Here is a 22,212-nt window from a genome sequence, read left to right on the forward strand (position 1 = left end):
GCCTGCTCTGCGGGCTCTGTGGGGGTTTCAGGCCGCAGAGCAGGCCCCGCAACGCGAGGGGTGCTTAGGCCGTGCGTCCGACGTCGATGAAGGACAGGCCGGTGGTGGGCAGAGGCTGGAAGCCGTTGAGCTTCTTCTCGTCCCAGGCGCTGGGGAGCTGGCGATGGAAGACCGGGTACAGGGGAACCTCGTCCGAGACCATGTCCACGATTTCGCCCACGATCTTCTTGGCTGCATCACCGGAGGCCTGGGAGCCCTTGTCCATGAGGTCCTGTAGTTTGATGCGCTCCGGGGTGGTCCAGAACGCGCGCTTGTCCATCCAGGTTGCGCCGGAGTAGAACCAGCTCAGGAGGAGGTCCGCGTCGTTGCCGAAGACTGAGGGGTCGCCGGGTGCTGCGACCACGGAGTAGTCGCCCTTGCCCACGCGGTCGCTGTACAAAGCACCGGACTGGAGGCTCTTGACCGTCACCTTGACACCGGGGATCTTGTTCCAGGATTCGAGGATCAGCGGGGCCACATCCTTGACCCAGGCGGTGTCCGTGGTGAGCAGCTCGAATTCCAGGTTGGTGACGCCGGCCTGCTTCAGGAGGTCCGCGGCCTTGGAGGTATCAAAGCCATAGACGTTCTTGGCCTTGACGTAATCCGGGTGGCCTTCCTGGAAGTAGGACGTGGCTGCCTTGGCGTTGCCGAACAGTGCCTTCTTGATGATGGCTTCCTTGTCCAGGCCGTAGTGCAGGGCCTGGCGGACCAGCTTGTTGTCGAACGGTGCTTTGGCGCAGTTGAACATGAGGAACAGCAGGCCGAAGGACTGGACGGATTCGACCTTCACCTTGGACTTCAAACCGTCGACATCCAGGTACGGAACGTCCTCGATTGCCTGGACTCGGCCGGACTGGACGGCGGTGACGCGTGCTGCTGCATCGGAAAGGAGAAGCCAGGTCATGCCCTTTGCCAGGGCGGGCTTGGGGCCGTTGTAGTCGGCAAATGCCTCGAAGACGATCTTGTCGTCCTTGACGGCGGAGACCAGCTTGTAGGGGCCCGAGCCGACCGGCTTGGCGTCGAAGGCCTTCAGGTCGGTGGCGAGGGCCTTGGGGACGATCTTCACTACGGAGATGCGTGGACCGAAGCCCGGGAAAGCGTACTTGAGCGTGAATTCAACCGTCTTCTCATCCAGCGGCTTCACGGCCTGGATGAAGGGGATGAACTGGGAGAAGAGGGACTTGTTCGCCGGGTCCATGACGCGGGTGAAGGAGAAGGCAACGTCTTCGGTGGTGACGGGGGAGCCGTCGTGGAACTTCGCGCCGTCGCGGATGGTCACCTGGTAGGTGGTGTCGTTGACCTTCTTGGGGTCCGCTGCCGCCAGGGCGTTGTACGGCTGGCGGGTAGCCGGGTGCAGCTCGATGAGTCCTTCGAAGATGTGCAGGTTGGCTGCCATCGGGGTCGCACCCGAGGAGCTCAGGGGGTCGAAGCCTGTGGAGAGTGCATAGGAAATGCCTGCCTCGATGATGAGGTCCTTGTTCACTGCAGCTGTGTTCGTTGCGTTGCCGGTCGTGGTGCTGGCAGCGCCGCCGCACGCAGAAAGGGTTGCCGTGAAGGCGGCTGCTGCACCAACTGCGCCGCTCAGCTTCAGGAAGTTCCGGCGGCTGGCATCGTTGACCAGCGGCGGGCTTTGGATCGTCTTGCTCATAGGGTGCCTCACCATTCGAGTTTCGTGGGTTATCGGATGTAGGACGTCCGATGCTCGTATGGAAACTGTAAGGGCGGTCACAGCGGAACGTCAAGTGAGATTAAGCGGCCGGGGCGCAGTCCGCGCGCCTTGCGGTTATCCGGCTACGGCCGGTTCGTGGCGGAAATCTCAGGGATATCCGGGGAAATCGCACTCCATGTCTATCAGGGAGGTGGGACATCCGATATTGTATGTTGCGAGCTACTCATTCTGTGGTGAGCGCTAAGCTCGCCTCAATATTAACACCGCACCACTTCAAACACTTGGGGCCGGTGCACGGCAAGGAGAAAGCCATGACAACTTCCGGTGTGGTTCCGCAGGCGCGGTTCAGCGCACAGGCCCGGCTGCGCGCATTGCAGTCGGACATTATGGAATTGATCCTTGAGCGCGAGCTTGAGGCCGGCGATCCCTTGCCCACGGAAAGCGAACTGTCGGTAGCCCTCGGCGTTGGGCGCAACACCCTCCGTGAGTCACTGAAGGTGCTCCAGGCGTTGGGCGTCATCGAAATCCGCCACGGGTTCGGGATGTTCGTCGCGCCGAGCAACTTCGACGCGCTCGCCGATGGGCTGACCTTCCGCGGCAGGCTCTCGCTGCGTCACCAGGGACTCGAGGCGCTGCAGTTGGTGGACGTACGCCAGGCCCTTGAGTCGGGACTGATTGGTTCCTCCATGGACGTGATGACCAAGGAGCAGTTGGCGTCCATCGAAGAATCGGTCAAGCAGATGGAGGAATTGGCAGGAGCCGGCGAGAACTTCGTTGCCGCCGACGCCGAGTTCCACCGACGCCTTTTTGAACCCCTCAACAACGAGCTCCTCATCAACCTCATGGGCGTCTTTTGGAAGGTCTACCGCAAGATCCACGTGGAGATCGGCCCGGGCAACGAGGACCTCGTCAAAACCGCAGCGATGCACCGCGACATCTACGCCGCCGTTGCCGCCGGGGACAAGGTAGCGGCCGCTGAGCTGCTCAACCGGCATTTCGATGGCATTCGCCGCCGAATCAGCGAGGCTGTCGGCGAGTAACGCACTCCACCCAAGGGCCGCCGTCGTGCTTTCACCGGAAGTACGACGGCGGCCCTTGCCGTTAACGGCGCGGCTCAGCTTCGCGGGTCAGTGGCCGCGCCAGCCGTCGACGAGGACTGTCCGGAGGTAGTCGTAGCGGAAGTCGTTGATGTTCGGCAGCTCCGACAGGGAAGCGATGCGGTGGGGGAGTGCGGTGCCGGTCAGTGCGCCCACGCCGAACATATAGGCCCACTCGTGGAACCCCGGTGGTTTGTCCGGAAGGGCTTTGCGCATCACCTGGATGAAGTCCCTGGCCATGGGATCGAAGTATTCGGCAAGGATTCCGCGGTCGTGGGCTGACGGGTCCGAGGCCTCCCGAAGGACGAGGCGGGCGAACAGCTTTCCGTCCGCGGTTTCCTGCGCTTTCAGGGTCGGCATCAGGAAAGCGTCCACAATGCGTTCGACGGCGTCGGCCGCCGAAGGATCCAACGCGAGGACCTGCCGGCGGCGTTCCTCATTGAGGTACTGGTACCGGGCGAAGACGGCCCTGTAGAGCTCCAGCTTGGTGGCGAAATGGTAGATCACCAGGGGTGCCGTTGTGCCGGTTTCCTCCGCAACCGCCCGCATGGTGGTGCTTTCAAAGCCGCGGTTGGCAAACATTTCCACCGCGACATCCAAGATCTGCTCCCGGCGGCGGGTTCCGGCGGTATTTCCCTGTACTTCCGTGGACATGAGTCCCACCTTATCGGCCTCCTTGCTGGTCGGAGCTGTGAGCGTTGACACAAATTGAATGGGTGTATAAATTCTATTCCAGCAGAAACTGAACGGGTGTCAAAGTTCTCTTTCTGTTCCGGGCAACGATGCCCCCATCGAAAGGGATCCCATGAAACGTGGAACCAAGTGGTTCATCCTTGTTGGGTCGTTCATCATTTATCTGTTTGATGCACTGGAAATCGCAGTGCTGTCGTTCGCGCTGCCGGCCATCAGTGCCGAACTGAAGCTGACCCCGGTTGCCGGCGGCCTCCTGGCTACCGCCACGCTGCTTGGCATGGGTTGTTCCAGCGTCGTGACCGGGTGGGTGGCCGACAACCGCGGCCGCCGCATCGCGCTCATCGGCTCCATGGCGGTGTTCGTTGCCCTGACGTCGGCGCTCTTCGTGGTGCCGAACTATGGCGTGTTCGTCGCCCTCCGCTTCCTGGCCGGCATAGGCCTTGGCGGAGTCTGGTCAGTGCTGTCCACGTACATTGTGGAGACCTGGCCCGCCGAACAAAGGGGGCGGGCCGTGGCGTTCGTGCTGGCCGCCTACCCCTTGGGCGGGGCGGCCGCGGCGCTGATTGCAGGCGCTTTCATGCCCGATTGGCGGCTCCTTTTCCTGGTTACCGGTTTGTCGGCACTGCTGCCCTTGCTCATGGTTGTGTTCTTCTTCCCCGAATCCAGGGCCTGGCTGGAAGAACGCGCACGGCAACAGAAGGGCAACGTCACCGTCAAAGAACTCTTCACCGGTACTTATCGCCGCCGCACAGTCATCGCCACCGTGGTGGCAGTCTGCGCATTCGTAGGTTTCTACGGAGCCTCAACGTGGATGCCCAGCTACCTCTCCACCGAGCGGGGCCTCGATCCCCGGCAGGTCAGCCTCTTCATGACCGTCCTCAACCTGGGCATGTTTGCCGGCTACATAGTGTTCGGCTGGATCGCCGACCGGATTGGCAGGCGCAACGCCATCCTGCTCTCCCTGGCCGGCACCGGACTGTTGATGCCGCTGTACGGCCTGGTCACCAACCAGTCGGTCCTCTTGTGGATGGGACCGCTGTACGCCTTCTTCATGACCTTTGCCGGACTTTTTGGTTCGTACCTCGGGGAGCTGTACCCCACCAGGATCCGTACCACCGGCGCCGGTTTCTGCTTCAACATCGGACGCGGAGTGGCGGCGTTCGCACCCCTGGCGATGGGTGGGATTGCAGCCTCCTGGGGATTCTCGACCGGGCTGATCCTGTCCGGAGCAGTGTTCCTGGCCGGTGCTGCCCTCATGCTGCTCCTTCCCCATACCCACCGCGGCGCCTCCACGGACAACTCCGCAACCGACTTCCATTTTGAGAAGGAATCCATCAAGAATGCCTGACCTGATAGACCTTTCCGTCAGCCTCCGAGCCGGTATCGCCTCTGATCCACCCGGAATGACGCCGCATATTGACTACTACACCCACAAGGAAACGGCCAAGGACCTGGTGTCCTACTTTCCGGGGATGGGCGAAGAGGACCTTCCAGGGGAAGAAGGCTGGGCCATTGAGCGCATCAGTGCCACGACCCATACCGGTACACACCTGGATGCTCCCTATCATTACGCTTCCACCATGGACGGGGGAGCGCGCGCCATCACCATTGACGAAGTTCCCTTGGAGTGGTGCTTCGGCCGCGGGGTGAAACTGGACTTCCGTGGATTCGAAGACGGCTACGTTGCCACGGCCGCCGACGTCGAGGCCGAGCTTCACCGGATCGGGCACGAGCTGGTCCCGGGAGACATCGTGGTGGTCAACACCTCTGCCGGCACCCGGTACGGCTTTGACGATTACCTTTCCAAGGGTTGCGGGATGGGACGCGAAGCCACTCTTTTCCTTACCAGCCGGGGCGTCCGCGTCACCGGCACCGATGCCTGGAGTTGGGACGCCCCCTTCATCCACACCGCCAAGCGGTATGCGGAATCCGGCGATAACACGTTGATCTGGGAAGGCCACAAAGCCGGGATGGAGATCGGTTACTGCCACATCGAGAAACTGCACAATCTGGAAGCGCTCCCGGCCACCGGGTTCAACATTTCGTGCTTCCCGGTGAAGATCCATGGAGCCTCCGCCGGCTGGACCCGTGCTGTAGCCATTCTTGATTCCGGGGCGGCCGCGTGAAATTCTTCAGACTCCTCATTGACGGCGTACCGCGTCTTGGTCAAGCCGACGACGACTTGGTGTCAGGCCGCCTGTACCCGGCAGGGCTCGATGCCTTCGACGTGCTGGACCGCCCCTGGACAGCAACGGAGGGTGAGCCCCTGGATTTCGCGGCGGTGGAACTGCTGCCTCCCGTCGTGGCTCCGACCATCCGGGACTTCATCACCTTCGAGCAGCACACCGTCGGAGCCCTGCGTTCAGTAGCCGCAGGGAAGGGCATTCCCTCCGCCTGGTATGACGCGCCGTCGTTCTATTTCACCAACCCGCACGCGGTGACCGGACACAACGCCACGGTCGCGATGGCTCCAGGTACCGGGCAATTCGACTTTGAGCTGGAGGTTGCGGCGGTCATTGGTGCGGACGGCTACAACCTCTCGGTGGAGGAAGCCGCGGAGCACATCGCCGGGTACATGATCCTGAACGACTGGTCCGCAAGGGATCTTCAGCGCGGCGAGATGACCGTGGGGCTGGGGCCGGCCAAGGGCAAGGACACCGCCACGTCCCTGGGCCCGGTCTTCGTGACCAAGAATGAACTCGCCGACGTTACTTCTGACGGCTTCTTGAATCTCTCCATGAGCGTTTCTGTCAATGGACGGGTTCTTGCCACGGATTCGCTGGCCAACATGGCGTGGACCTTCGCGGAGCTTGTGGCCTACGCCAGCAGGGGAACCTGGGTCCGTCGCGGTGACATCCTGGGATCCGGGACCAGCGGGGGCGGCTGCCTGGCTGAATTTTGGGGATGGTACGGGGCCATGACCCCGCCGCCGCTGGAACGAGGCGATGTTGTGAGCCTGACGGTGGAGCGTCTGGGTACTTTGACCAACCTTGTGGGCCGCGCGGCCCCTGTCCATGAGGTCCCCAAGGCCCGGCGGCGCGTGTACGCACCGCCGTTGCCGTTTATTCCGGACGCTTGAGCGGATGCCAAGGGCCGCCGTCGAATCTTCTGAAGAAGCCCGACGGCGGCCCTTGCGGTTTTCGGGACGGCTCGCCTGCCGCTGTTCCGGGCATAAAAAAGACCCGCACCGGCGAACCGGTGCGGGTCTTGATTTGTGCGCCCAAAGGGATTCGAACCCCTGACCTTCTGTTCCGTAGACAGACGCTCTATCCAGCTGAGCTATGGGCGCATTTCGCGTGATTCTCGGCGGTCTGTTTCTCTGACCCCCTCGAACCTCAATAAACTTTACAGAAGTTCATGTGAAGTTCCAAATCGAAAAGCTGTAATCTGCGCAACTAGACCGGTCTACGTGACCTTAGTCACTTAAATCGCCGAGTCCTCAATCCGAATCGTTGATTTTTAGGGGTTTTTACTTTTCGAGTAGGTGGATGTCCGATGTCTGACAGGGGAATGGTCTGGTCCGCGGCCCCTATCGTTTAGGACACACCACTGAACCCGAGGAAGGGAACCGCAATGGGCGATCTGGCGCGACTGCCGCTGCTTGAGAAGGCACCTACTACGCATGCACGCCTGCTGGCTTGGGTTGAGGAAGTTGCCGAGCTGACACAGCCGGACCGCATCCACTGGGTTGATGGCAGCGAAGCAGAAAACAAGAAGCTCACCGACGAACTCGTCGAGGCCGGCACGCTGAAGCGGCTCAACCCGGAAACGTTCCCGAATTCCTTCGCGGCGTTCTCCGACCCCGCTGACGTTGCCCGCGTGGAAGAGCAGACCTTCATCTGCTCCGAAAACGAACGCGACGCAGGCTTCACCAACAACTGGATGGCTCCGGCCGAGATGAAGCAGAAGCTGCGCGGCCTGTTCGCCGGCTCCATGCGTGGCCGCACCATGTACGTCATCCCGTTCGTCATGGGCCACCTTGACGCAGAGGACCCCAAATTCGGCGTCGAGATCACTGACTCCGCCTACGTCGTAGCCTCCATGCGCATCATGGCCCGCATCGGCACCGACGTCCTGGACCGCATTACCCAGACCGACGCGTTCTTCGTTCCCGCCCTCCACTCGCTGGGCGCACCTCTGGAAGCCGGCCAGGCCGACGTCGCCTGGCCCTGCAACCCGGACAAGTGGATCGTCCACTTCCCCGAAGAGCGCTCCATCTGGTCCTTCGGCTCCGGCTACGGCGGAAACGCCCTCCTCGGCAAGAAGTGCTACGCACTGCGCATCGCATCGGTCATGGCCCGCGATGAAGGCTGGCTCGCCGAGCACATGCTCATCCTGAAGCTGACCTCCCCCGAGCAGAAGACCTACTACGTCTCCGCTGCGTTCCCCTCCGCTTGCGGCAAAACCAACCTCGCCCTGCTGGATCCCACCATCAAGGGCTGGAAGGTCGAGACCCTCGGAGACGACATCACCTGGATGCGCTTCGGCAAGGAAGGCGAACTCCGCGCCGTCAACCCCGAGGCCGGCCTGTTCGGCGTCGCACCCGGCACCGGTTGGGGCACCAACCCCAACGCCATGCGCGCCATCGCCAAGGGCAACAGCATCTTCACCAACGTTGCCCTGACAGATGACGGAGGCGTCTGGTGGGAAGGTATGACCGAGGAAACTCCGGCGCACCTGACCGACTGGCGTGGCGAGTCCTGGACTCCGGACTCCGATACCCCGGCAGCGCACCCCAACTCCCGCTTCTGCACGCCGATCGACCAGATCGACATGCTGGCCGAAGAATACTTCAGCCCGGAAGGCGTGGAGCTGTCCGCGATCCTGTTCGGCGGCCGCCGCAAGACCACCATCCCCCTGGTGACCGAAGCCCGCAGCTGGTCCAACGGCATTTTCATGGGCTCCACGCTGTCCTCGGAAACCACTGCTGCTGCCGCCGGTGCAGTCGGCGTTGTGCGCCGCGATCCCATGGCCATGCTCCCGTTCATCGGCTACGACGCAGGCGATTACCTGAACCACTGGGTTAATCTGTCTGCCAAGGCCAACCCGGAGCGGCTGCCCAAGATCTTCCTGGTCAACTGGTTCCGTCGCACGGCTGAAGGCGGCTTCGCCTGGCCTGGCTTCGGCGACAACGCCCGTGTGCTCAAGTGGGCCATCGAGCGCCTCGAAGGCAAGGCCGACGCTGTGGAAACTCCGATCGGTTTCGTTCCGACCGGCGAGTCCATCGATCTCGAAGGCCTGGACATGACTCCGGCTGAGGTTGAGTCCGCGGTGCGCGTCGACCCTGCAGAGTGGGCAACCGAGCTGGCATCCATCGAGGAATGGTTCGCCAACTTCGGCGAGTCACTCCCGGCGGCACTGCAGTCCGAGCTGGACGGCCTCAAGACCCGTCTGGGCTAGACCTCTTAGGAACAACGGCGTTCTTAAGTGAACGACGACGGCCCGTCACCTTTCGTTGGAAAGGTGGCGGGCCGCCGTCGTGCTTGGTGCTGGAGTCCCTGGGCTGCAAGTTTCCCTGGCGGTCCGGCGTTAGTTTGCGAGCCAGACGTCCGGTCCAAAGACTTCGTAGTGGATCCGGGTGGCCGGAATCCCGGCGTCGATTGCTTCGTCGCGGATGGACTTCATGAAAGGGAGCGGGCCGCAGAGGTAAAGTGACGCGTCAGCCGGCAGGTCCATTTCGCGAAGGGACATAAATCCCTCCTTGGCTCCGGCGTGCGGCGTCTCCAGCCAGAGCTCGAGTTTGGCGTCGATCCTGGATGCGTCCTGGGTCATCTGGCCGCTGAGTGCCCAGTTGTCCATGGCCTTTTCGGCGTGGAGCACGATGACCTCGCGATCCGTGCCGGATTCGGCGAGTGAACGCAGGATGGATGCGGTGGGAGTGCAGCCGATGCCTGCCGAGGCGAGAATCACCGGTCCCTCGCCATCCTTGAGGGTGATCTCACCATAGGGATTCGAGATTTCCAGGATGTCACCGGGTTCGACGTCGGCATGCAGGACGGTGGACACCTCACCGCCGTCGTTGAGCTTGGTGGTGAAAATCCGGCTGGTGCCGGCATCGCCGGACAGCGAATACTGACGGACCTGTCGGAGGCCGTCGGCGAGCGTCACTTTGACGCTGACGTACTGGCCCGGTTTGGCTTCGGTGACCGGGGTTTCATCCGCGGGTTCCAAGGTGAAAGTAATGGAATCCTTGCCCGCGGGTTCCTTTGAGACCACGCGCCACGGCATCCACATCCGGTCGTTTGCCTGGCTAGCGTAGAGGTCCTTCTCGAGCTTTATCAGGGCATCGGCCATGAGCCAGTAGACCTCGGTCCAGGCCTCGGCAATTTCCGGGGTAATGACGTCGGCCAGATCCGCCGCGATTGCTGCGAACAGGTGCTTGTAGACCACGTCGTACTGTTCCTCGGTGATGCCCAGGGAAGCGTGTTTGTGAGCGATGCGGGAGAGGACCTTCTCGGGCAGGGAGTCCGGGTTAGTGAGCAGGTGCGAGGCGAAAGCGGCGATGCTCCCGGCAAGTGCCTTCTGTTGTTCGCCTGAACGCTGGTTGGAGCGGCTGAACAGGCCGTCCAACAGTCCGGGGTGCGCGGTAAAGAGGCGGTTGTAGAAATCCGCGGTGATTTCGCCTATCCGGGATCCGACCAATGGCAGGGTGGCTTCAATAACGGGACGGAATTTTTCCGAGAGCATGGTTCTCCTGGCGGTTGAGGCCGGGCCTTCTGTCCGGCCGGATAAATACACGCATTTCGAATGCATGTATTACTCCAAGTTCTACACCTCGTAGAAATCATGTGCAAATTATGAAGCGGGAGGCTCCGTGAAGGCCTTTTGCGCGAGGCTATGGGCCGCTACTGCGCTGCAGGCATCCGGATCTCAGGCCGAAGACCGATTGACTGGAACACCGGGTTCATCTGCCGGGCGTGGGGAAGGGATGAGATGACCACCGCATCGAGCTCACGGTAGAACGCCTCCCTGGCGCGCGTCATGGCGTGACGGAGTCCGCACTCGGTGATGAGGGGGCAGTTCTTGGTGGGGGACTGGCACTCTGCCGGGTCCTGCCGGCTGTCCAAATGGCGCAGCACCTCGCCCACAGTGGCTTTCCGCCCGGCTTCGTTCAACCGGGACCCACCCAGCCGGCCTCGTTCGACGTCGATCAGCCCAAGTGAACGCAAGCGGACCATGGCCTTGCTGACGTGGTTGTACGGAGTTCCAACAGCATCTGCCACTGCCTGGGTGGTCAGCAGTGCACCCTCGGGAGCTGCGGCCAACACCATGATGGCCCGAAGGCTCACATCTGCGAAGGCGTTGATTTTCATGGAATCAGTCTAGATCGTAGGTCTAGTCCACCCAGATGGATGGCTCGTGGGTGTCCGGTTCCATGGCAGCGAAGGTAAATCCCTCAGCTCCCGGGACATACGGAATGATGGCGGCCAGGACAGCACCATCACGGTGCTCCGCCGCGCCGTGAATGCCGTCTGAACCATGTTCGGGCAAACTGACATCGCTGACGATGGCAACCGCACGGTATTCATCCCGGCCTTGGCGCAAGAGTTCGTGAAGATCGGTCAGCATCTGACCGGCATCTACCTGGCCATCCTCGTCAGGTTCCCCGGGAGTCACCATGACGATCCGGAGTTCGCCATCACTCCCGAGCGTGATGCCGAAGGGGAAGAAGCCGCCATTCTGCTGGAGATGCTCCTGGGCGGTTCCGAGGCCAGTGCCCAGGGTCTCCCGGAGCTCGCGGTCCTGGGCTGATTCTTCCGATTCTTCCGGCAGGGTGCTGTCGTTTGGTTGTTCGCTCATACTGACCACACCTGGGCGTCGGTAGGGATAACCGCCGAATCACCGAAAATGACCGCTCTGGATTGCCCGTCAATCTCGTACGGCTTCAAGATGTTCATGGACAGTCCTTCGGAGTGTTCGATGTGCAGTCGGACTGCGTCCACGGCCCCACCGTCTTCAACCTGAACCAGAACGTCTGACAGGATGCAGGTTCCCCTCAGCGTGTCTTTTTTGTTGCGGAAGCCCTCGGCCATCATCTGAACGGACTCCGCAGAATCTACTTCGCCGTCTGCGTTGGCCTCATGGTAGGCCATGTGATGCCCCAACTCGCCGGCGAGGTCGGTGGTGATCCCGTACGGGGCCAGACCGCCGTTCCTGGACAGCTGATCCTCGGCGAACGGAACTGCGACACCCACAAGCTTGAAAACATCCTGGATGGCCTGCTCCGAAAGTCCTTGGTGCCACCATTCCTCCGCGGGTGAGGCCGTTTCGCCATTCCACAGGTGGGCAGCCTGGGCCTCGACCCGGGGTTCGCTGAATGTGGGGTGCTTCAGGAATTTCTTGCGGGTGAAGTCCACCCGGATGAGCTGGGCAATGCCACTGCGGTGTTCGGCCCAGAGGTGGAGCGTGTCCTCGTTCTTGCCCGACTCCGGATCCAATACAGCGACCATCGCGAAGAGGTTTTCGGCATAGCCCGAAAAGAGATCGACGGTCAGCTTAACGGACACCTCCGGGTCCGAGGGCATGGTCCCCCGGATTTCCTGGGGGACCTCGCCGCGGTGGACGGCGCCCTCAGCGTCGAGCATGAAGACGAACGGGGCGAAGCTCTTGTTGAGGACCAATTGAGCGTCGGCCAGTTTCAAGGCCTCGGCCACGACAGCGGCCAATTCGGATTCGGGAGAGGTCCGTTCCTCGGGCGAAAGCTGCGTCACGGCTGTAAGCCTAGCCGCGTACCAGCGCCAGGACGCGGTCGCGGATCTTCTCCATGGTGGGCTGGTCCTTGGCCTCGGCGTTCAACCGCAGGAAGGGCTCGGTGTTGGACGGGCGGAGGTTGAACCACCAGCTGCCGTCCTTCGCGGTGAAGGTGCTGCCGTCCATGTGGTCGATCTCGATGTCTTCGCTTTCAAAGTCGACGCGGACACGCTCTACGGCGCCGGCTTTGTCTTCGATCTCGGAGTTGATTTCGCCCGACGAAACGTAGGGTTCGTATTGGCGGCCGAGTTCGGAGAGCGGGCCGTCCTGCTCTCCGAGGGCAGCGAGTACGTGCATGGCTGCGAGCATGCCGGTGTCTGCGTTCCAGAAGTCCCTGAAGTAGAAGTGCGCGGAGTGCTCCCCGCCGAAGACCGCACCTTCCTTCGCCATGACGGCCTTGATGAAGGAGTGCCCCACACGGGTCCGGACGGCACGGCCGCCGTCCTTTGCCACGAGTTCGGGAACGGCCTTTGAGGTCAGGAGATTGTGGATGATGACTGGAGTTTCTTCCCCGGCCTTCCGTGCCCGGGCGATCTCGCGGCGGGCAACCATGCCAGTGATGGCCGACGGGGACACGGGCTCGCCCTTTTCGTCGATCACGAAGCAGCGGTCGGCGTCGCCGTCGAACGCCAGGCCGATGTCCGCGCCGTGCTTGACGACCGCCGCCTGGAGATCGCGGAGGTTTTCCGGTTCCAGCGGGTTGGCGGGGTGGTTCGGGAAGGAACCGTCCAGTTCGAAGTAGAGCGGGATGATCTCGAAGGGCAGGGCCGGGAGCAACTTGTCTCCCAGGACGGCAGGGGTGGTGAGGCCGGCCATGCCGTTGCCGGCGTCGACCACGATCTTCAGCGGCCGGCAACCGGAAAGGTCCACCAGCTTGCGCAGGTACTCGGAGTAGTCCTTCAAGACATCATGGACACCGATCTCGCCGCGCGTCGCTGCGGACGGGATGGTGCCTGCGTTCAGGTACTGCTCCGCGAGTGCCTGGATCTCTTTCAATCCGCTTTCGGAAGAAATGGGTTGGGCGCCGGCCTTGGCCATCTTGATGCCGTTGTATTCGGCGGGGTTGTGGCTGGCGGTGAACGTGGCGCCGGCTGCATTCAGGGCGCCGCATGCGTAGTAGAGCTCATCGGTGGAGATCAGGTCCAGGAGTTGTACATTGGCCCCACGCGTGGCCGCGCCGTTGGCGAAGGCCTGGCTGAACTCCGGTGACGAAGGACGCATGTCGCCACCGACCAGGACAGTTTCGCCCTCAAGGCCCAGGACGTCGATGAAGGCAGCGCCGACTGCCTCGACGATTTCAGACGTGATGGATTCACCCACGATCCCCCGGACGTCGTACGCCTTGAAGGATGCCGAGAGGTCGAATGTCTTGTTCTGCTCGCTAGTCACGGGCTCAATCCTACTGTGGCTACCCAGCACGGCATGAACCGGGGGCCTCCCCATGTGGATAGCAGTCATCCACCGGCTGTTTATCCACATAGCTGATCTGCTCCGGTCTTGCTGTCAGGGGCGACTGGAATACTGGGGTCATGGCCAACAACTCCCCAAACACTGCCGCTCCCGTGCAACCGACAACCCAGCAGGAGGCGCTGGCTTGCCTTCGCGAACTTGTAGGCCACCCTGAGGCGCAGTTCCACGATGGCCAGTTCGAAGCGATCGAGGCTTTGGTGGATGCCGGCCGAAGGGCACTCGTGGTCCAGCGCACCGGCTGGGGAAAGTCCGCCGTCTACTTCGTTTCATCCTTGCTCTTGCGCCGCAGGGGAGCCGGACCAACCCTGATCGTCTCACCCCTGCTGGCGCTCATGCGTGACCAGGTGGCCGCCGCTGCGCGTGCAGGTGTCCGTGCTGTGGCCATCAATTCCGCCAACGCCCTTGAATGGGACACAGTCCTGGCCCAGTTGGCGGCAGACGAGGTCGACGTTCTCCTCGTGTCTCCCGAGCGCCTGACCAATCCGTCCTTCCGGGAGAACCAGCTTCCGGAGCTTATCCGGAGGACAGGGCTTCTGGTGATCGACGAAGCCCACTGTATTTCCGACTGGGGACACGACTTCCGGCCCGATTACCGCCGCATCTCCGACCTCATCGCCCAGTTGCCGGAGACCGTTCCAGTCCTGGCAACCACTGCTACTGCCAACTCCAGGGTGGTCCATGACATTGAAGAGCAGCTCGGCGCAGGAGTGCTGACCATCCGCGGGGGCTTGGGGCGGGAGTCGCTGCGTCTTGGGGTCCTTAATCTCTCCGACTCCAAGGACCGGCTGGGCTGGCTGCTGACCCACCTTGCAGACATGCCGGGGAGCGGCATCATTTATACGCTCACCGTCTCTGCGGCCGAGGACACTGCGCGGTTGCTTGCCGGAGCCGGACACAACGTGCTCTCTTACACAGGCAGGACCGATCCCGCTGACCGGGAGCGGGCAGAGCAACTGCTCAAGGACAATCAGGTGAAGGCGCTGGTGGCAACCTCTGCCCTGGGCATGGGCTTCGACAAACCCGACCTCGGCTTCGTGATCCACCTTGGGGCGCCATCATCACCGGTCGCCTACTACCAGCAAGTCGGCCGCGCGGGCCGTGGCGCCGCCAATGCCGATGTACTGCTCCTTCCTGGGTCGGAAGACCGCGAGATCTGGCAATACTTCGCTACAGCATCCATGCCGTCCGAGGAGAAGGCAGCTGCCGTGCTGGCTGTCCTCGGCGATGCCGGCACAGCCATGTCCACCGTCGCATTGGAAGCCCGCGTGGACCTTCGCCGGACGCCACTGGAATTGCTCTTGAAGGTTTTGGCGGTGGATGGTGCCGTCGAGCGCGTTGGCGGCGGTTGGCGGTCAACCGGCCGGCCATGGAATTACGACGCCGAACGCTATGCGCGCATTGCCGAGGCGCGGGTGGATGAGCAGGATTCCATGGTGGTCTACCAGGACACGGCCGGTTGCCGGATGGAGTACATCACCTCGGTGCTTGATGATGAAACTGCTGCCGCCTGTAGACGTTGTGACAACTGTGCGGGCCGATGGTTCCCCGTGGATGTGGCGGACTCGGCGGTGGAAGCGGCAGGCCAGACTCTTCGCCGAGCAGGAATCGCAATAGAGCCGCGCCTTCAATGGCCCAGCGGAATGGACCGGCTCGGTGTTGCCGTCAAGGGAAAGATCAAACCCGACGAAAGCGTTGCAGAGGGACGTGTGCTGGCCAGGCTGACAGACCTGGGCTGGGGCGGCGCCCTCCGTGAACTGTTTGCTGCCGGTGCGCCGGACCGGGCCGTGGATCCGGGGATGCTGCAGGCATGCGTGCAGGTCCTGAGGGAGTGGTCAGGCGCCGAGGGTGGAACGCCGTGGAGCGGCGTCGGACGCCCGGTGGCCGTCGTCAGCATCCCGTCGCGAAGCAAACCGCAACTCGTGGATTCCCTGGCCCAGGGGATAGCCGGAATAGGCAGAATGCCGTACCTGGGGCAGCTCCAGCCCGCTCACGGTGGTCCAACCGGCGCGCGTGGCGGCAACAGCGCCTACAGGCTCGCCGGCGTGTGGGACCGGCTGGTGGTCGCGCCTGAACTTTCCCAGGCCCTGGCCGATATCGGGAGCCAGCCTGTGTTGTTGGTGGACGATCTGGTCGACAGCCGCTGGACGATGACGGTATCGGCGCGGGCTTTGCGGCAGGCAGGCGCAGCAGCGGTCCTCCCGCTTGCATTGGCGCAAGCGGGGTAGCGGAAGGTAGGAAAGCGTCATTTTGTGATCGCTCCCACATCAGGTCTATAGGATCGAGGAAACGCCCCCTGCTGCCTTCGTGGAGCACCAGCGACGAACTTGGACCGGAGCCATGACCATAAGACCCAGCGCAGGCATCGAAGAAGCCAGTGAGACCAGTTGGCGTCCCCGCTTGGCCTTGTTGGTGGCCGCGACGTTTTTCATGGAGTTCCTTGACGGGACTATCCTGACCACCGCTATTCCGAGCATTGCGTCCGACTTCCGAGTCGCACCGGCCGACATCAACATCACCATGACGGCCTACTTGGTGACGGTCGCGATGGGAATCCCACTGAGCAGTTGGCTCGCTGAACGGTTCGGCGCTCGCCGGATCTTCTGCCTGGCCATAGCCGTTTTCACCATTGCTTCCCTGCTCTGCGCCGTGAGCACCGACCTGACCATGCTCACACTCAGCCGGGTGGCCCAAGGGATGGGCGGGGCCATGATGGTTCCTGTCGGGACACTGGTGGTCCTGCGGGGTACGCCGAAATCCGAGCTCCTCCGGGCAACGGCCTATCTGGTCTGGCCCGGGCTCCTCGCACCGGTACTTGCGCCGATGGTCGGTGGCGCCCTCACAACGTTCCTTTCCTGGCATTGGATCTTCCTCATCAACATCCCGCTGGGCCTGGCAGCCTTCATCGCTGCACTTCGGCTGGTGCCTCGGACGCAATTCGATGGAAAGCGCCGCCTTGACTGGTTCGGGCTGATGCTGACCACCCTTGGCGTCGGGGCGTTGGTGGTGGGGCTGGAAACCTTGGGCGGCCACGCATCCAATGTCCTCGCTGTAGTGGTGGTAACCGCCGGAGTGCTGTCCTTGGCAGGGGCGGTCTGGTGGATGGGGAAAGCGAAAGTACCACTGTTCAACCTCAGCGTCTTCGGGACCAGGACTTTCCGGGCGACCTCAACCGGTGGCTTCATCTACCGGCTGACCATCAGTTCGGTCCCCTTCTTGTTGCCCCTGATGTTCCAGGCTGGATTCGGCTGGGACCCGCTGAAGGCCGGCGTCATGGTGGCGGCAGTCTTCGTCGGCAATATCGGGATCAAACCTGCCACCACGCCACTGATCAGGCGCTTCGGGTTCAAAGCCGTGCTTGTCTTCGCGTCGTTCGCTTCCGCCGTAACGTTCGCTTTGTGCGCGTTCCTTGACGCCCAAACACCGGAACCGCTGATTTTCGCTTTGCTGCTGTTCAGCGGCGCCTTCCGCTCCATCGGTTTTTCCGCCTACGCTTCGGTGCAATATGCGGACATCGTCCCGGGGCAGCTGCCCTCGGCCAACGCCATCTCGGCAACCCTCGTTCAGTTGGCAGCCGCGGCCGGGATCGCGGTGGGAGCTTTGTTCCTGCGCCTCTTCGAAGCCACGGGTCTTTTCGGGACGGACCAGGTGGGGGCATACAAGGGTGCTTTCATCGCCATGGCCGTCCTGATGCTCATCAGCACGGTGGACAGCCTGACCCTCCACCGTCACGCAGGAGCCGAGGTCAGCGGTACCTCAGCCGGGGCAAAGCGCGCCTGAACCCTGCCGGCGGGCGTCCCGGCTTGGTCGCTGGCGCTGCCACGGGTGCTGACACTGGCGCTGCCACGGCCGCCGCCACGGGCGCTGCCACGGCCATTGGCTCGCTTAAACGCAAAAGGCCCCGGTTCGAAAACCGGGGCCTGTTCGCGGAGACGGGGGGATTTGAACCCCCGGTGGAGTTGTGCCCCACACTTCATTAGCAGTGAAGCCCATTCGGCCGCTCTGGCACGTCTCCCTTTGCTATTGCTAGCCCACCAAGGATACGCAGAACCTGCCGTCCAGCGCAAAACACGCCAAAGCCGGGTGTCCGTTTCGATGTCCCGCTGCTATTCGTGCCGTGCGCGTGGCCTTGTGCGCAGGGAACCATCGAAACAGGCGTCAGTTGCTTCCGGCCAGGGAAACCCACAGGAAGTGGTTGCTCCGTGCCTGCAGTGCTGCAGCCTGCCGGTTGTCCGAGGCTCCCGCGTGCCCACCTTCGAGGGCTTCGTGGAACCAGACGTTCGGAATCCCCATGGCCTGCATCCGTGCCGCCATCTTCCGGGCCTGCACCGGCCCCACCCGGTCGTCAGAGGTTGCTGTCCAGATGAAGGTTTCGGGGTACTCCACGCCGTCCCGAAGCAGGTGGTACGGCGAGAAAGTCCGGATGAAATCCCATTGTTCCGGCACATCCGGGTCACCGTACTCGGCAATCCAGGAGTAGCCCGCCGAGAGCTTGGTGTACCGGCGCATGTCCAGGAGGGGCACACCGCAGGAGACAGCGCCAAACAGTTCCGGGTACTGGGTCAGCATGTTGCCCACCAGCAGGCCACCATTGGAGCCGCCCACGCAGCCAAGGCGACGACGACTGGTCACGCCACGCGAGATCAGGTCCTTGGCTACTGCGGCGAAGTCCTCGTAGGCACGGTGACGGTTCTCCTGGAGTGCTGCACGGTGCCACGAGGGGCCATACTCCCCGCCGCCGCGGATGTTGGCAACCACGTACACGCCGCCGCGTGAGTGGGCGGCAGCCCCGTCGTCGGACGCTATGCCCGCAGTACGGCGCTCCAGCCAGGCGCGCCCGATCGTCCCGCTGTACGCCGGGGTACGGGAAACTTCGAACCCGCCGTAGCCGGAGAGCTGGGTGGGGTTCTCCCCGTCCAGTACCAGGTCCTTGGAGGCCACCTGGAAGTACGGAACCTTGGTGCCATCCAAGGAAACCGCGAAGTGCTGCTGGACCTCGTAGGCGGCTTCGTTGAAGAACGACGGCGACCGCTTCACCTCGGTGTGCCGGCTCACCACGCCACCGCTCACCACGCCACCGTCAGCCACGTCACCGTCGGCCGTGTCCTGCGCTGCTGCAGGCGAAAGCGTACCCCGGGTCAAAGTGGTGGGTGTCGTGAAGCCTGTGGCCACCAACCAGAAGTCGTTCCCGGCACCGGAGTCGGAGACGTCCTCATCATCCACGGCGTAGGCATTGACGTCATGCAGGGGAGGGCAGGCGTCCAGGACGGTGGAGGCCCACGAGCCTGAGGCGTCAACAGCCGACGGATCCAGGACCCTGATCTCGGAGGAGACGTCCCGGAGGAGGTTCAGCAGCAGGTAATCCTTGGTCCAGCTCCAGGACTGCAATGACGTGTGCGCATCAGGGGTGAACAGGACCAGCAGCTCAGCCGGGCCAGCCAGGTAGCTTTCGAAATCTGCGGCCAGCAGGGAGCCGGCCGGGTACGTGACCCCCGCTGCTTCCCAGTCGCCCTGGGGTCGGAAAAGCAGCCAATCGCGGTGGACGCTGATGTTGACATCGGTAGGCACGTCAATGGCCACCCACGAGTCGTCGCGCAGCAGCCACGTACTGCGGTTGTAGAAGTCGATGTAGTCAACGGCGAAGGTCCGCTCGAAACCGGGCGTGGAATCGTGCGCCACCATGGCCAGCATGTGGTTCTCCGGAATTTCGAACAGGCGCTCAGCGTCCGCTAGCGACTGCCCGCGGCGAAGCTTGACGCCGGTCCGTGCATAGGAGGACGACGTGGCGGGCAAGCCTTCAGCTGTGCTGGACACGAGAAGGGTGTCGGCATCCAACCAGCTGATGTTGCCTTTGGCTGTGGGAATGTCGAAGCCACCTGCTGCCGGGTCCACGAAGGTTCGCGTTTCGACGTCGAACTCGCGGTGGCGGTCGGCGTCGCCCCCGTCGGGGGAGAGCGAAACCATGGCAAAGCGGTACTCCGCGCCGTCCGAAGGACGGAGGAAACCGGCACCGTGGAACACCCACTCAACACCTTCAGCAGCGGCAAGGGCATCGACGTCGAGCAGTACATCCCACTCGGGATCCTCGGTGAGGTAGCTCTCCCAGGTGGTGCGGCGCCAAAGGCCCTTGGGGTGCTCCTGGTCCTTCCAGAAGTTGTAGTAGAAATCGCCGCGTTTGTTGACCATGGCGATCCGGTCCGTGGAGTCCAGGACTTCCAGGATGCCGGACTCGACCGCCGCGTAATCGGCGTCTTCGAGCAGTTCCTCGGTGCGGGCGTTCTGTTCCCTGACCCAGGCCAACTGCTCTTCGCCGTGGATGTCCTCAAGCCAGGCGTTTTCATCCGTGGGCTCAGGTGCGGACTCCGCCGCGTGGCGCGGTCCGGAGGCCGGCGCGGTGTCATTCCCGGAAAGTGGCGACGGATCAGCTTCTGTGGTGGTCATCGCCCCATCCAAGCAACACACTTCGACGGTAAGCAAGTCACGCAGAAGTTAGGCTGGAGCGTGGCTAAATCCCAAATCAACCGTGTTGCCCTTGTGGGGGCAGGCCCTCGGGGCACCAGTGTCCTCGAACGGTTGCTCGCGAATTGGGCTGCGAAGAGAGCTGAAGGCGCCACCCTGCAGATCCATGTGGTGGATCCGTACCCCGCCGGCTCCGGACACGTGTGGCAGCCGGAACAGTCGCGCCTCTACCTGATGAACACCCAGTCGTTCTATCCCACCCTCATCCCCGAGGATTCCGGATTGGCGGCACCGTTGGCGGGTGGTTCCTTCGACCAGTGGCGCGAGGCCCGGCGTCGCGACGGTGCCGGGCTGAACGACGCCGAAAAGGCAGAGCTGGCCACGCTCGAGTCCCACGACTTCCCCAGCCGTGCGCTGTACGGGCGGTACCTGCGCCAAACCCTGGCCGGGTTGCTGGAGCGGAAGCCCGACGGCGTGGAAGTCACCTTCCATGAAACGCTCGCCGTTGCGGCCCGGCCCGTGGACGGGATGTTCGACGTCGAACTGGCCGACGGCGGCACGCTCACCGTCGATTCGGTGGTGCTGGCTCTGGGGCACATCGAGTCAAGGCTGAATCCGGAGCAGAAATCATTCAAGCGCGCAGCTGACGAGTTGGGCCTGCTGTACTTCCCGCCGGCACCGCCCGCCGACGTTGACTGGCAGGTTGTGCCGGACACTGAGCCGGTTCTTGTCCGCGGCATGGGCTTGAACTTCTTTGATGTGATGGGCCAGCTGACCGAAGGCCGCGGCGGCAAGTTCCTTGAAGCCGGAACTCCCGGTGCCGGGGTGTTGGAGTACCGGGCCTCGGGCCGGGAGCCCAGGATCATCGCCGCGTCACGCAGGGGAACGCCGTACCGGGCGAAGGCCGGTTTGGAGGGCTATTACCCGCGCAGCATCACCATGCGCTACCTGACCGAGGACGCAGTGGACCGGTTCCGGGCCGCAGGCATCCAGCCCGGCTTCGACCATGACCTGTGGCCCTTGCTGCACCGGGACGCGCTGTGGGCCTATTATTCGACGCTGGCCCGGTCCCAGCCGGCCGCGATCAAGGACCCGGCGCAGTTCCTGGCCGACCTCGAAGACGCGCTCCAACCGCATGCCCACACCACGGCAAACTGGGAAAGCGACGTGGAGGTCCTGGTTGAAAAGCATGTGGCGGCATCACGGCGTTTGAACCTGCGCGGGCTCGCGGCGCCGTTGGCGGGCCGGACGTTCGCGTCACGGCGTGACCTGGATGCTGCGATCACCGCGTACCTGGACGACGACGCGCGGCGTTCGGCGCTGGGCGAATCGGACCCCGTGAAGATGGCCATCGGCGCGCTCCACACCGGCCGTGCCATCCTCAAGACCGTTGTAGCCGACGGCGGCATCACCGACGAGTCCTGGCTGGCAGGGCTGCGCGGCTGGTTCGAGTCGTTTGTCGAAGGGTTGGCCAGCGGACCTCCTGCGCTGCGTTCGGAGCAGCTGGCCGCCTTGGCGCGTGCCGGCGTCGTGAGTTTTGTGGGACCGGACCCCAAGTTCAGCGTCGATCGTGGCGCCAAAGTGTTCCGGGCGGCGTCACCCTGGGTCCACGAGGGACCCGCTGAAGCACGCACCCTGATCGAAGCGATGTCACCCGCCAACAGGGTGGGCATCAACATTTCTCCGCTGCTCGAGCAGCTCATGGCCGACGGCCTGGTGCGGACCAAGATCATGATGAGTGTGGAGGGGACGCCCATGCAAACCACCGGCCTGGACGTTGAGCCGCACCCTTACCGTCCCATTGCCGCCAACGGATCCATCACGGAAAACATGTACGTTCTGGGCTTGCAGTTGTCCGCGTCGCAGTGGGGCAATGCCATTGCCGCCGAAGCCCGTCCCCGCTCCGGGCGGGCCTATGCCAGCGGCCAGCGGACCTTGCGCGACGCTGACGAGATCGCCCGCAGCATCCTGGGCCTCTAGCCGTCACAGGCTTGCGTTGCCTGCCAGCCTTCGTTACTGTGTGAGCTGCATCACCCG

Annotated in this window: 16 protein-coding genes and 2 tRNA genes; 8 read left to right on the forward strand and 10 right to left on the reverse strand. The window is 63.1% G+C overall.

Annotated elements, in window-relative coordinates; all coding sequences use genetic code 11:
* Nucleotides 1-64: 64 nt before the first annotated feature.
* Nucleotides 65-1,687, reverse strand: coding sequence for an ABC transporter substrate-binding protein (locus tag HMI60_RS07865; RefSeq protein ID WP_370584101.1), 1,623 nt, complete (start codon nt 1,685-1,687; stop codon nt 65-67).
* 332 nt (nt 1,688-2,019) lie between these two features.
* Here HMI60_RS07865 and HMI60_RS07870 point away from each other — a divergent pair, with 332 nt between their 5' ends.
* On the forward strand, nt 2,020-2,748 hold the full coding sequence (locus HMI60_RS07870) for a FadR/GntR family transcriptional regulator (protein ID WP_018777949.1): 729 nt from the start codon (nt 2,020-2,022) through the stop codon (nt 2,746-2,748).
* A gap of 87 nt (nt 2,749-2,835) precedes the next feature.
* Here HMI60_RS07870 and HMI60_RS07875 read toward each other — a convergent pair whose 3' ends face one another.
* A complete protein-coding gene (locus HMI60_RS07875; RefSeq protein WP_193590902.1) occupies nt 2,836-3,459 on the reverse strand; it encodes a TetR/AcrR family transcriptional regulator in 624 nt (207 codons plus the stop codon).
* Nucleotides 3,460-3,610: 151 nt separating this feature from the next.
* Here HMI60_RS07875 and HMI60_RS07880 point away from each other — a divergent pair, with 151 nt between their 5' ends.
* Genes HMI60_RS07880 through HMI60_RS07890 form a run of 3 tightly spaced genes read left to right on the forward strand, consistent with a single transcriptional unit; the run spans nt 3,611 to nt 6,577 of the window.
* The gene (locus HMI60_RS07880; protein ID WP_079581532.1) at nt 3,611-4,846 is read left to right on the forward strand and encodes an MFS transporter; all 1,236 of its coding nucleotides are present in this window, start codon (nt 3,611-3,613) and stop codon (nt 4,844-4,846) included.
* A complete protein-coding gene (locus tag HMI60_RS07885) occupies nt 4,839-5,624 on the forward strand; it encodes a cyclase family protein (RefSeq protein ID WP_189076124.1) in 786 nt (261 codons plus the stop codon). The genes HMI60_RS07880 and HMI60_RS07885 overlap by 8 nt, the downstream gene beginning before the upstream one ends.
* A complete protein-coding gene (locus HMI60_RS07890; RefSeq protein ID WP_193590903.1) occupies nt 5,621-6,577 on the forward strand; it encodes a fumarylacetoacetate hydrolase family protein in 957 nt (318 codons plus the stop codon). The genes HMI60_RS07885 and HMI60_RS07890 overlap by 4 nt, the downstream gene beginning before the upstream one ends.
* Nucleotides 6,578-6,713: 136 nt before the next feature.
* Here the strand turns inward: HMI60_RS07890 and HMI60_RS07895 are convergent.
* A tRNA-Arg gene (locus tag HMI60_RS07895) sits at nt 6,714-6,787 on the reverse strand.
* A 284-nt stretch (nt 6,788-7,071) separates the two neighbouring features.
* On the opposite strand from HMI60_RS07895, the gene HMI60_RS07900 reads away from it, so the two are divergent.
* Entirely contained in the window at nt 7,072-8,898 is a 1,827-nt protein-coding gene (locus tag HMI60_RS07900; RefSeq protein WP_079581529.1) for a phosphoenolpyruvate carboxykinase (GTP), read from the forward strand.
* 129 nt (nt 8,899-9,027) lie between these two features.
* Here HMI60_RS07900 and HMI60_RS07905 read toward each other — a convergent pair whose 3' ends face one another.
* From HMI60_RS07905 to HMI60_RS07925, 5 genes are all read right to left on the reverse strand, one after another.
* Nucleotides 9,028-10,185 (reverse strand): globin domain-containing protein, encoded by a 1,158-nt coding sequence (locus HMI60_RS07905; protein ID WP_193590904.1) that lies wholly within the window; start codon nt 10,183-10,185, stop codon nt 9,028-9,030.
* A gap of 158 nt (nt 10,186-10,343) precedes the next feature.
* A complete protein-coding gene (locus tag HMI60_RS07910) occupies nt 10,344-10,811 on the reverse strand; it encodes an Rrf2 family transcriptional regulator (protein WP_018777942.1) in 468 nt (155 codons plus the stop codon).
* Nucleotides 10,812-10,833: 22 nt separating this feature from the next.
* A complete protein-coding gene (locus tag HMI60_RS07915; RefSeq protein ID WP_039239729.1) occupies nt 10,834-11,298 on the reverse strand; it encodes a hypothetical protein in 465 nt (154 codons plus the stop codon).
* Nucleotides 11,295-12,209, reverse strand: coding sequence for a hypothetical protein (locus HMI60_RS07920; RefSeq protein WP_193590905.1), 915 nt, complete (start codon nt 12,207-12,209; stop codon nt 11,295-11,297). Before HMI60_RS07920 ends, HMI60_RS07915 begins: the two co-directional genes overlap by 4 nt.
* 10 nt (nt 12,210-12,219) lie before the next feature.
* Nucleotides 12,220-13,638 carry a phosphomannomutase/phosphoglucomutase gene (locus HMI60_RS07925; protein WP_193590906.1) on the reverse strand — a complete coding sequence of 473 codons (1,419 nt, stop codon included), beginning with the start codon at nt 13,636-13,638 and terminating at the stop codon, nt 12,220-12,222.
* 140 nt (nt 13,639-13,778) lie between these two features.
* On the opposite strand from HMI60_RS07925, the gene HMI60_RS07930 reads away from it, so the two are divergent.
* Nucleotides 13,779-15,944 carry an ATP-dependent DNA helicase RecQ gene (locus HMI60_RS07930; RefSeq protein ID WP_079581526.1) on the forward strand — a complete coding sequence of 722 codons (2,166 nt, stop codon included), beginning with the start codon at nt 13,779-13,781 and terminating at the stop codon, nt 15,942-15,944.
* Nucleotides 15,945-16,056: 112 nt separating this feature from the next.
* Nucleotides 16,057-17,496: an MFS transporter gene (locus HMI60_RS07935; RefSeq protein WP_193590907.1), complete on the forward strand. Its 1,440-nt coding sequence runs from the start codon at nt 16,057-16,059 to the stop codon at nt 17,494-17,496.
* 147 nt (nt 17,497-17,643) lie between these two features.
* Here the strand turns inward: HMI60_RS07935 and HMI60_RS07940 are convergent.
* Both HMI60_RS07940 and HMI60_RS07945 read right to left on the reverse strand, forming a co-directional pair.
* A tRNA-Ser gene (locus tag HMI60_RS07940) sits at nt 17,644-17,731 on the reverse strand.
* A 143-nt stretch (nt 17,732-17,874) separates the two neighbouring features.
* A complete protein-coding gene (locus HMI60_RS07945; protein WP_193590908.1) occupies nt 17,875-20,157 on the reverse strand; it encodes a prolyl oligopeptidase family protein in 2,283 nt (760 codons plus the stop codon).
* A gap of 60 nt (nt 20,158-20,217) precedes the next feature.
* Here HMI60_RS07945 and HMI60_RS07950 point away from each other — a divergent pair, with 60 nt between their 5' ends.
* Entirely contained in the window at nt 20,218-22,155 is a 1,938-nt protein-coding gene (locus HMI60_RS07950; protein WP_193590909.1) for an FAD/NAD(P)-binding domain-containing protein, read from the forward strand.
* Nucleotides 22,156-22,212: the final 57 nt, after the last annotated feature.

The organism is Paenarthrobacter sp. YJN-D, assembly GCF_015040335.1.
GTDB lineage: Bacteria > Actinomycetota > Actinomycetes > Actinomycetales > Micrococcaceae > Arthrobacter > Arthrobacter nicotinovorans.

What these genes read in the sequence shown, in the direction of transcription:
- HMI60_RS07910 (WP_018777942.1), bottom strand. Translation starts at nt 10,811, where the DNA reads ATGAAAATCAACGCCTTCGCAGATGTGAGCCTTCGGGCCATCATGGTG.
- HMI60_RS07915 (WP_039239729.1), bottom strand. Translation starts at nt 11,298, where the DNA reads ATGAGCGAACAACCAAACGACAGCACCCTGCCGGAAGAATCGGAAGAA.
- HMI60_RS07900 (WP_079581529.1), top strand. Translation starts at nt 7,072, where the DNA reads ATGGGCGATCTGGCGCGACTGCCGCTGCTTGAGAAGGCACCTACTACG.
- HMI60_RS07885 (WP_189076124.1), top strand. Translation starts at nt 4,839, where the DNA reads ATGCCTGACCTGATAGACCTTTCCGTCAGCCTCCGAGCCGGTATCGCC.
- HMI60_RS07880 (WP_079581532.1), top strand. Translation starts at nt 3,611, where the DNA reads ATGAAACGTGGAACCAAGTGGTTCATCCTTGTTGGGTCGTTCATCATT.
- HMI60_RS07870 (WP_018777949.1), top strand. Translation starts at nt 2,020, where the DNA reads ATGACAACTTCCGGTGTGGTTCCGCAGGCGCGGTTCAGCGCACAGGCC.
- HMI60_RS07865 (WP_370584101.1), bottom strand. Translation starts at nt 1,687, where the DNA reads ATGAGCAAGACGATCCAAAGCCCGCCGCTGGTCAACGATGCCAGCCGC.
- HMI60_RS07945 (WP_193590908.1), bottom strand. Translation starts at nt 20,157, where the DNA reads ATGACCACCACAGAAGCTGATCCGTCGCCACTTTCCGGGAATGACACC.
- HMI60_RS07935 (WP_193590907.1), top strand. Translation starts at nt 16,057, where the DNA reads ATGACCATAAGACCCAGCGCAGGCATCGAAGAAGCCAGTGAGACCAGT.
- HMI60_RS07930 (WP_079581526.1), top strand. Translation starts at nt 13,779, where the DNA reads ATGGCCAACAACTCCCCAAACACTGCCGCTCCCGTGCAACCGACAACC.
- HMI60_RS07875 (WP_193590902.1), bottom strand. Translation starts at nt 3,459, where the DNA reads ATGTCCACGGAAGTACAGGGAAATACCGCCGGAACCCGCCGCCGGGAG.
- HMI60_RS07905 (WP_193590904.1), bottom strand. Translation starts at nt 10,185, where the DNA reads ATGCTCTCGGAAAAATTCCGTCCCGTTATTGAAGCCACCCTGCCATTG.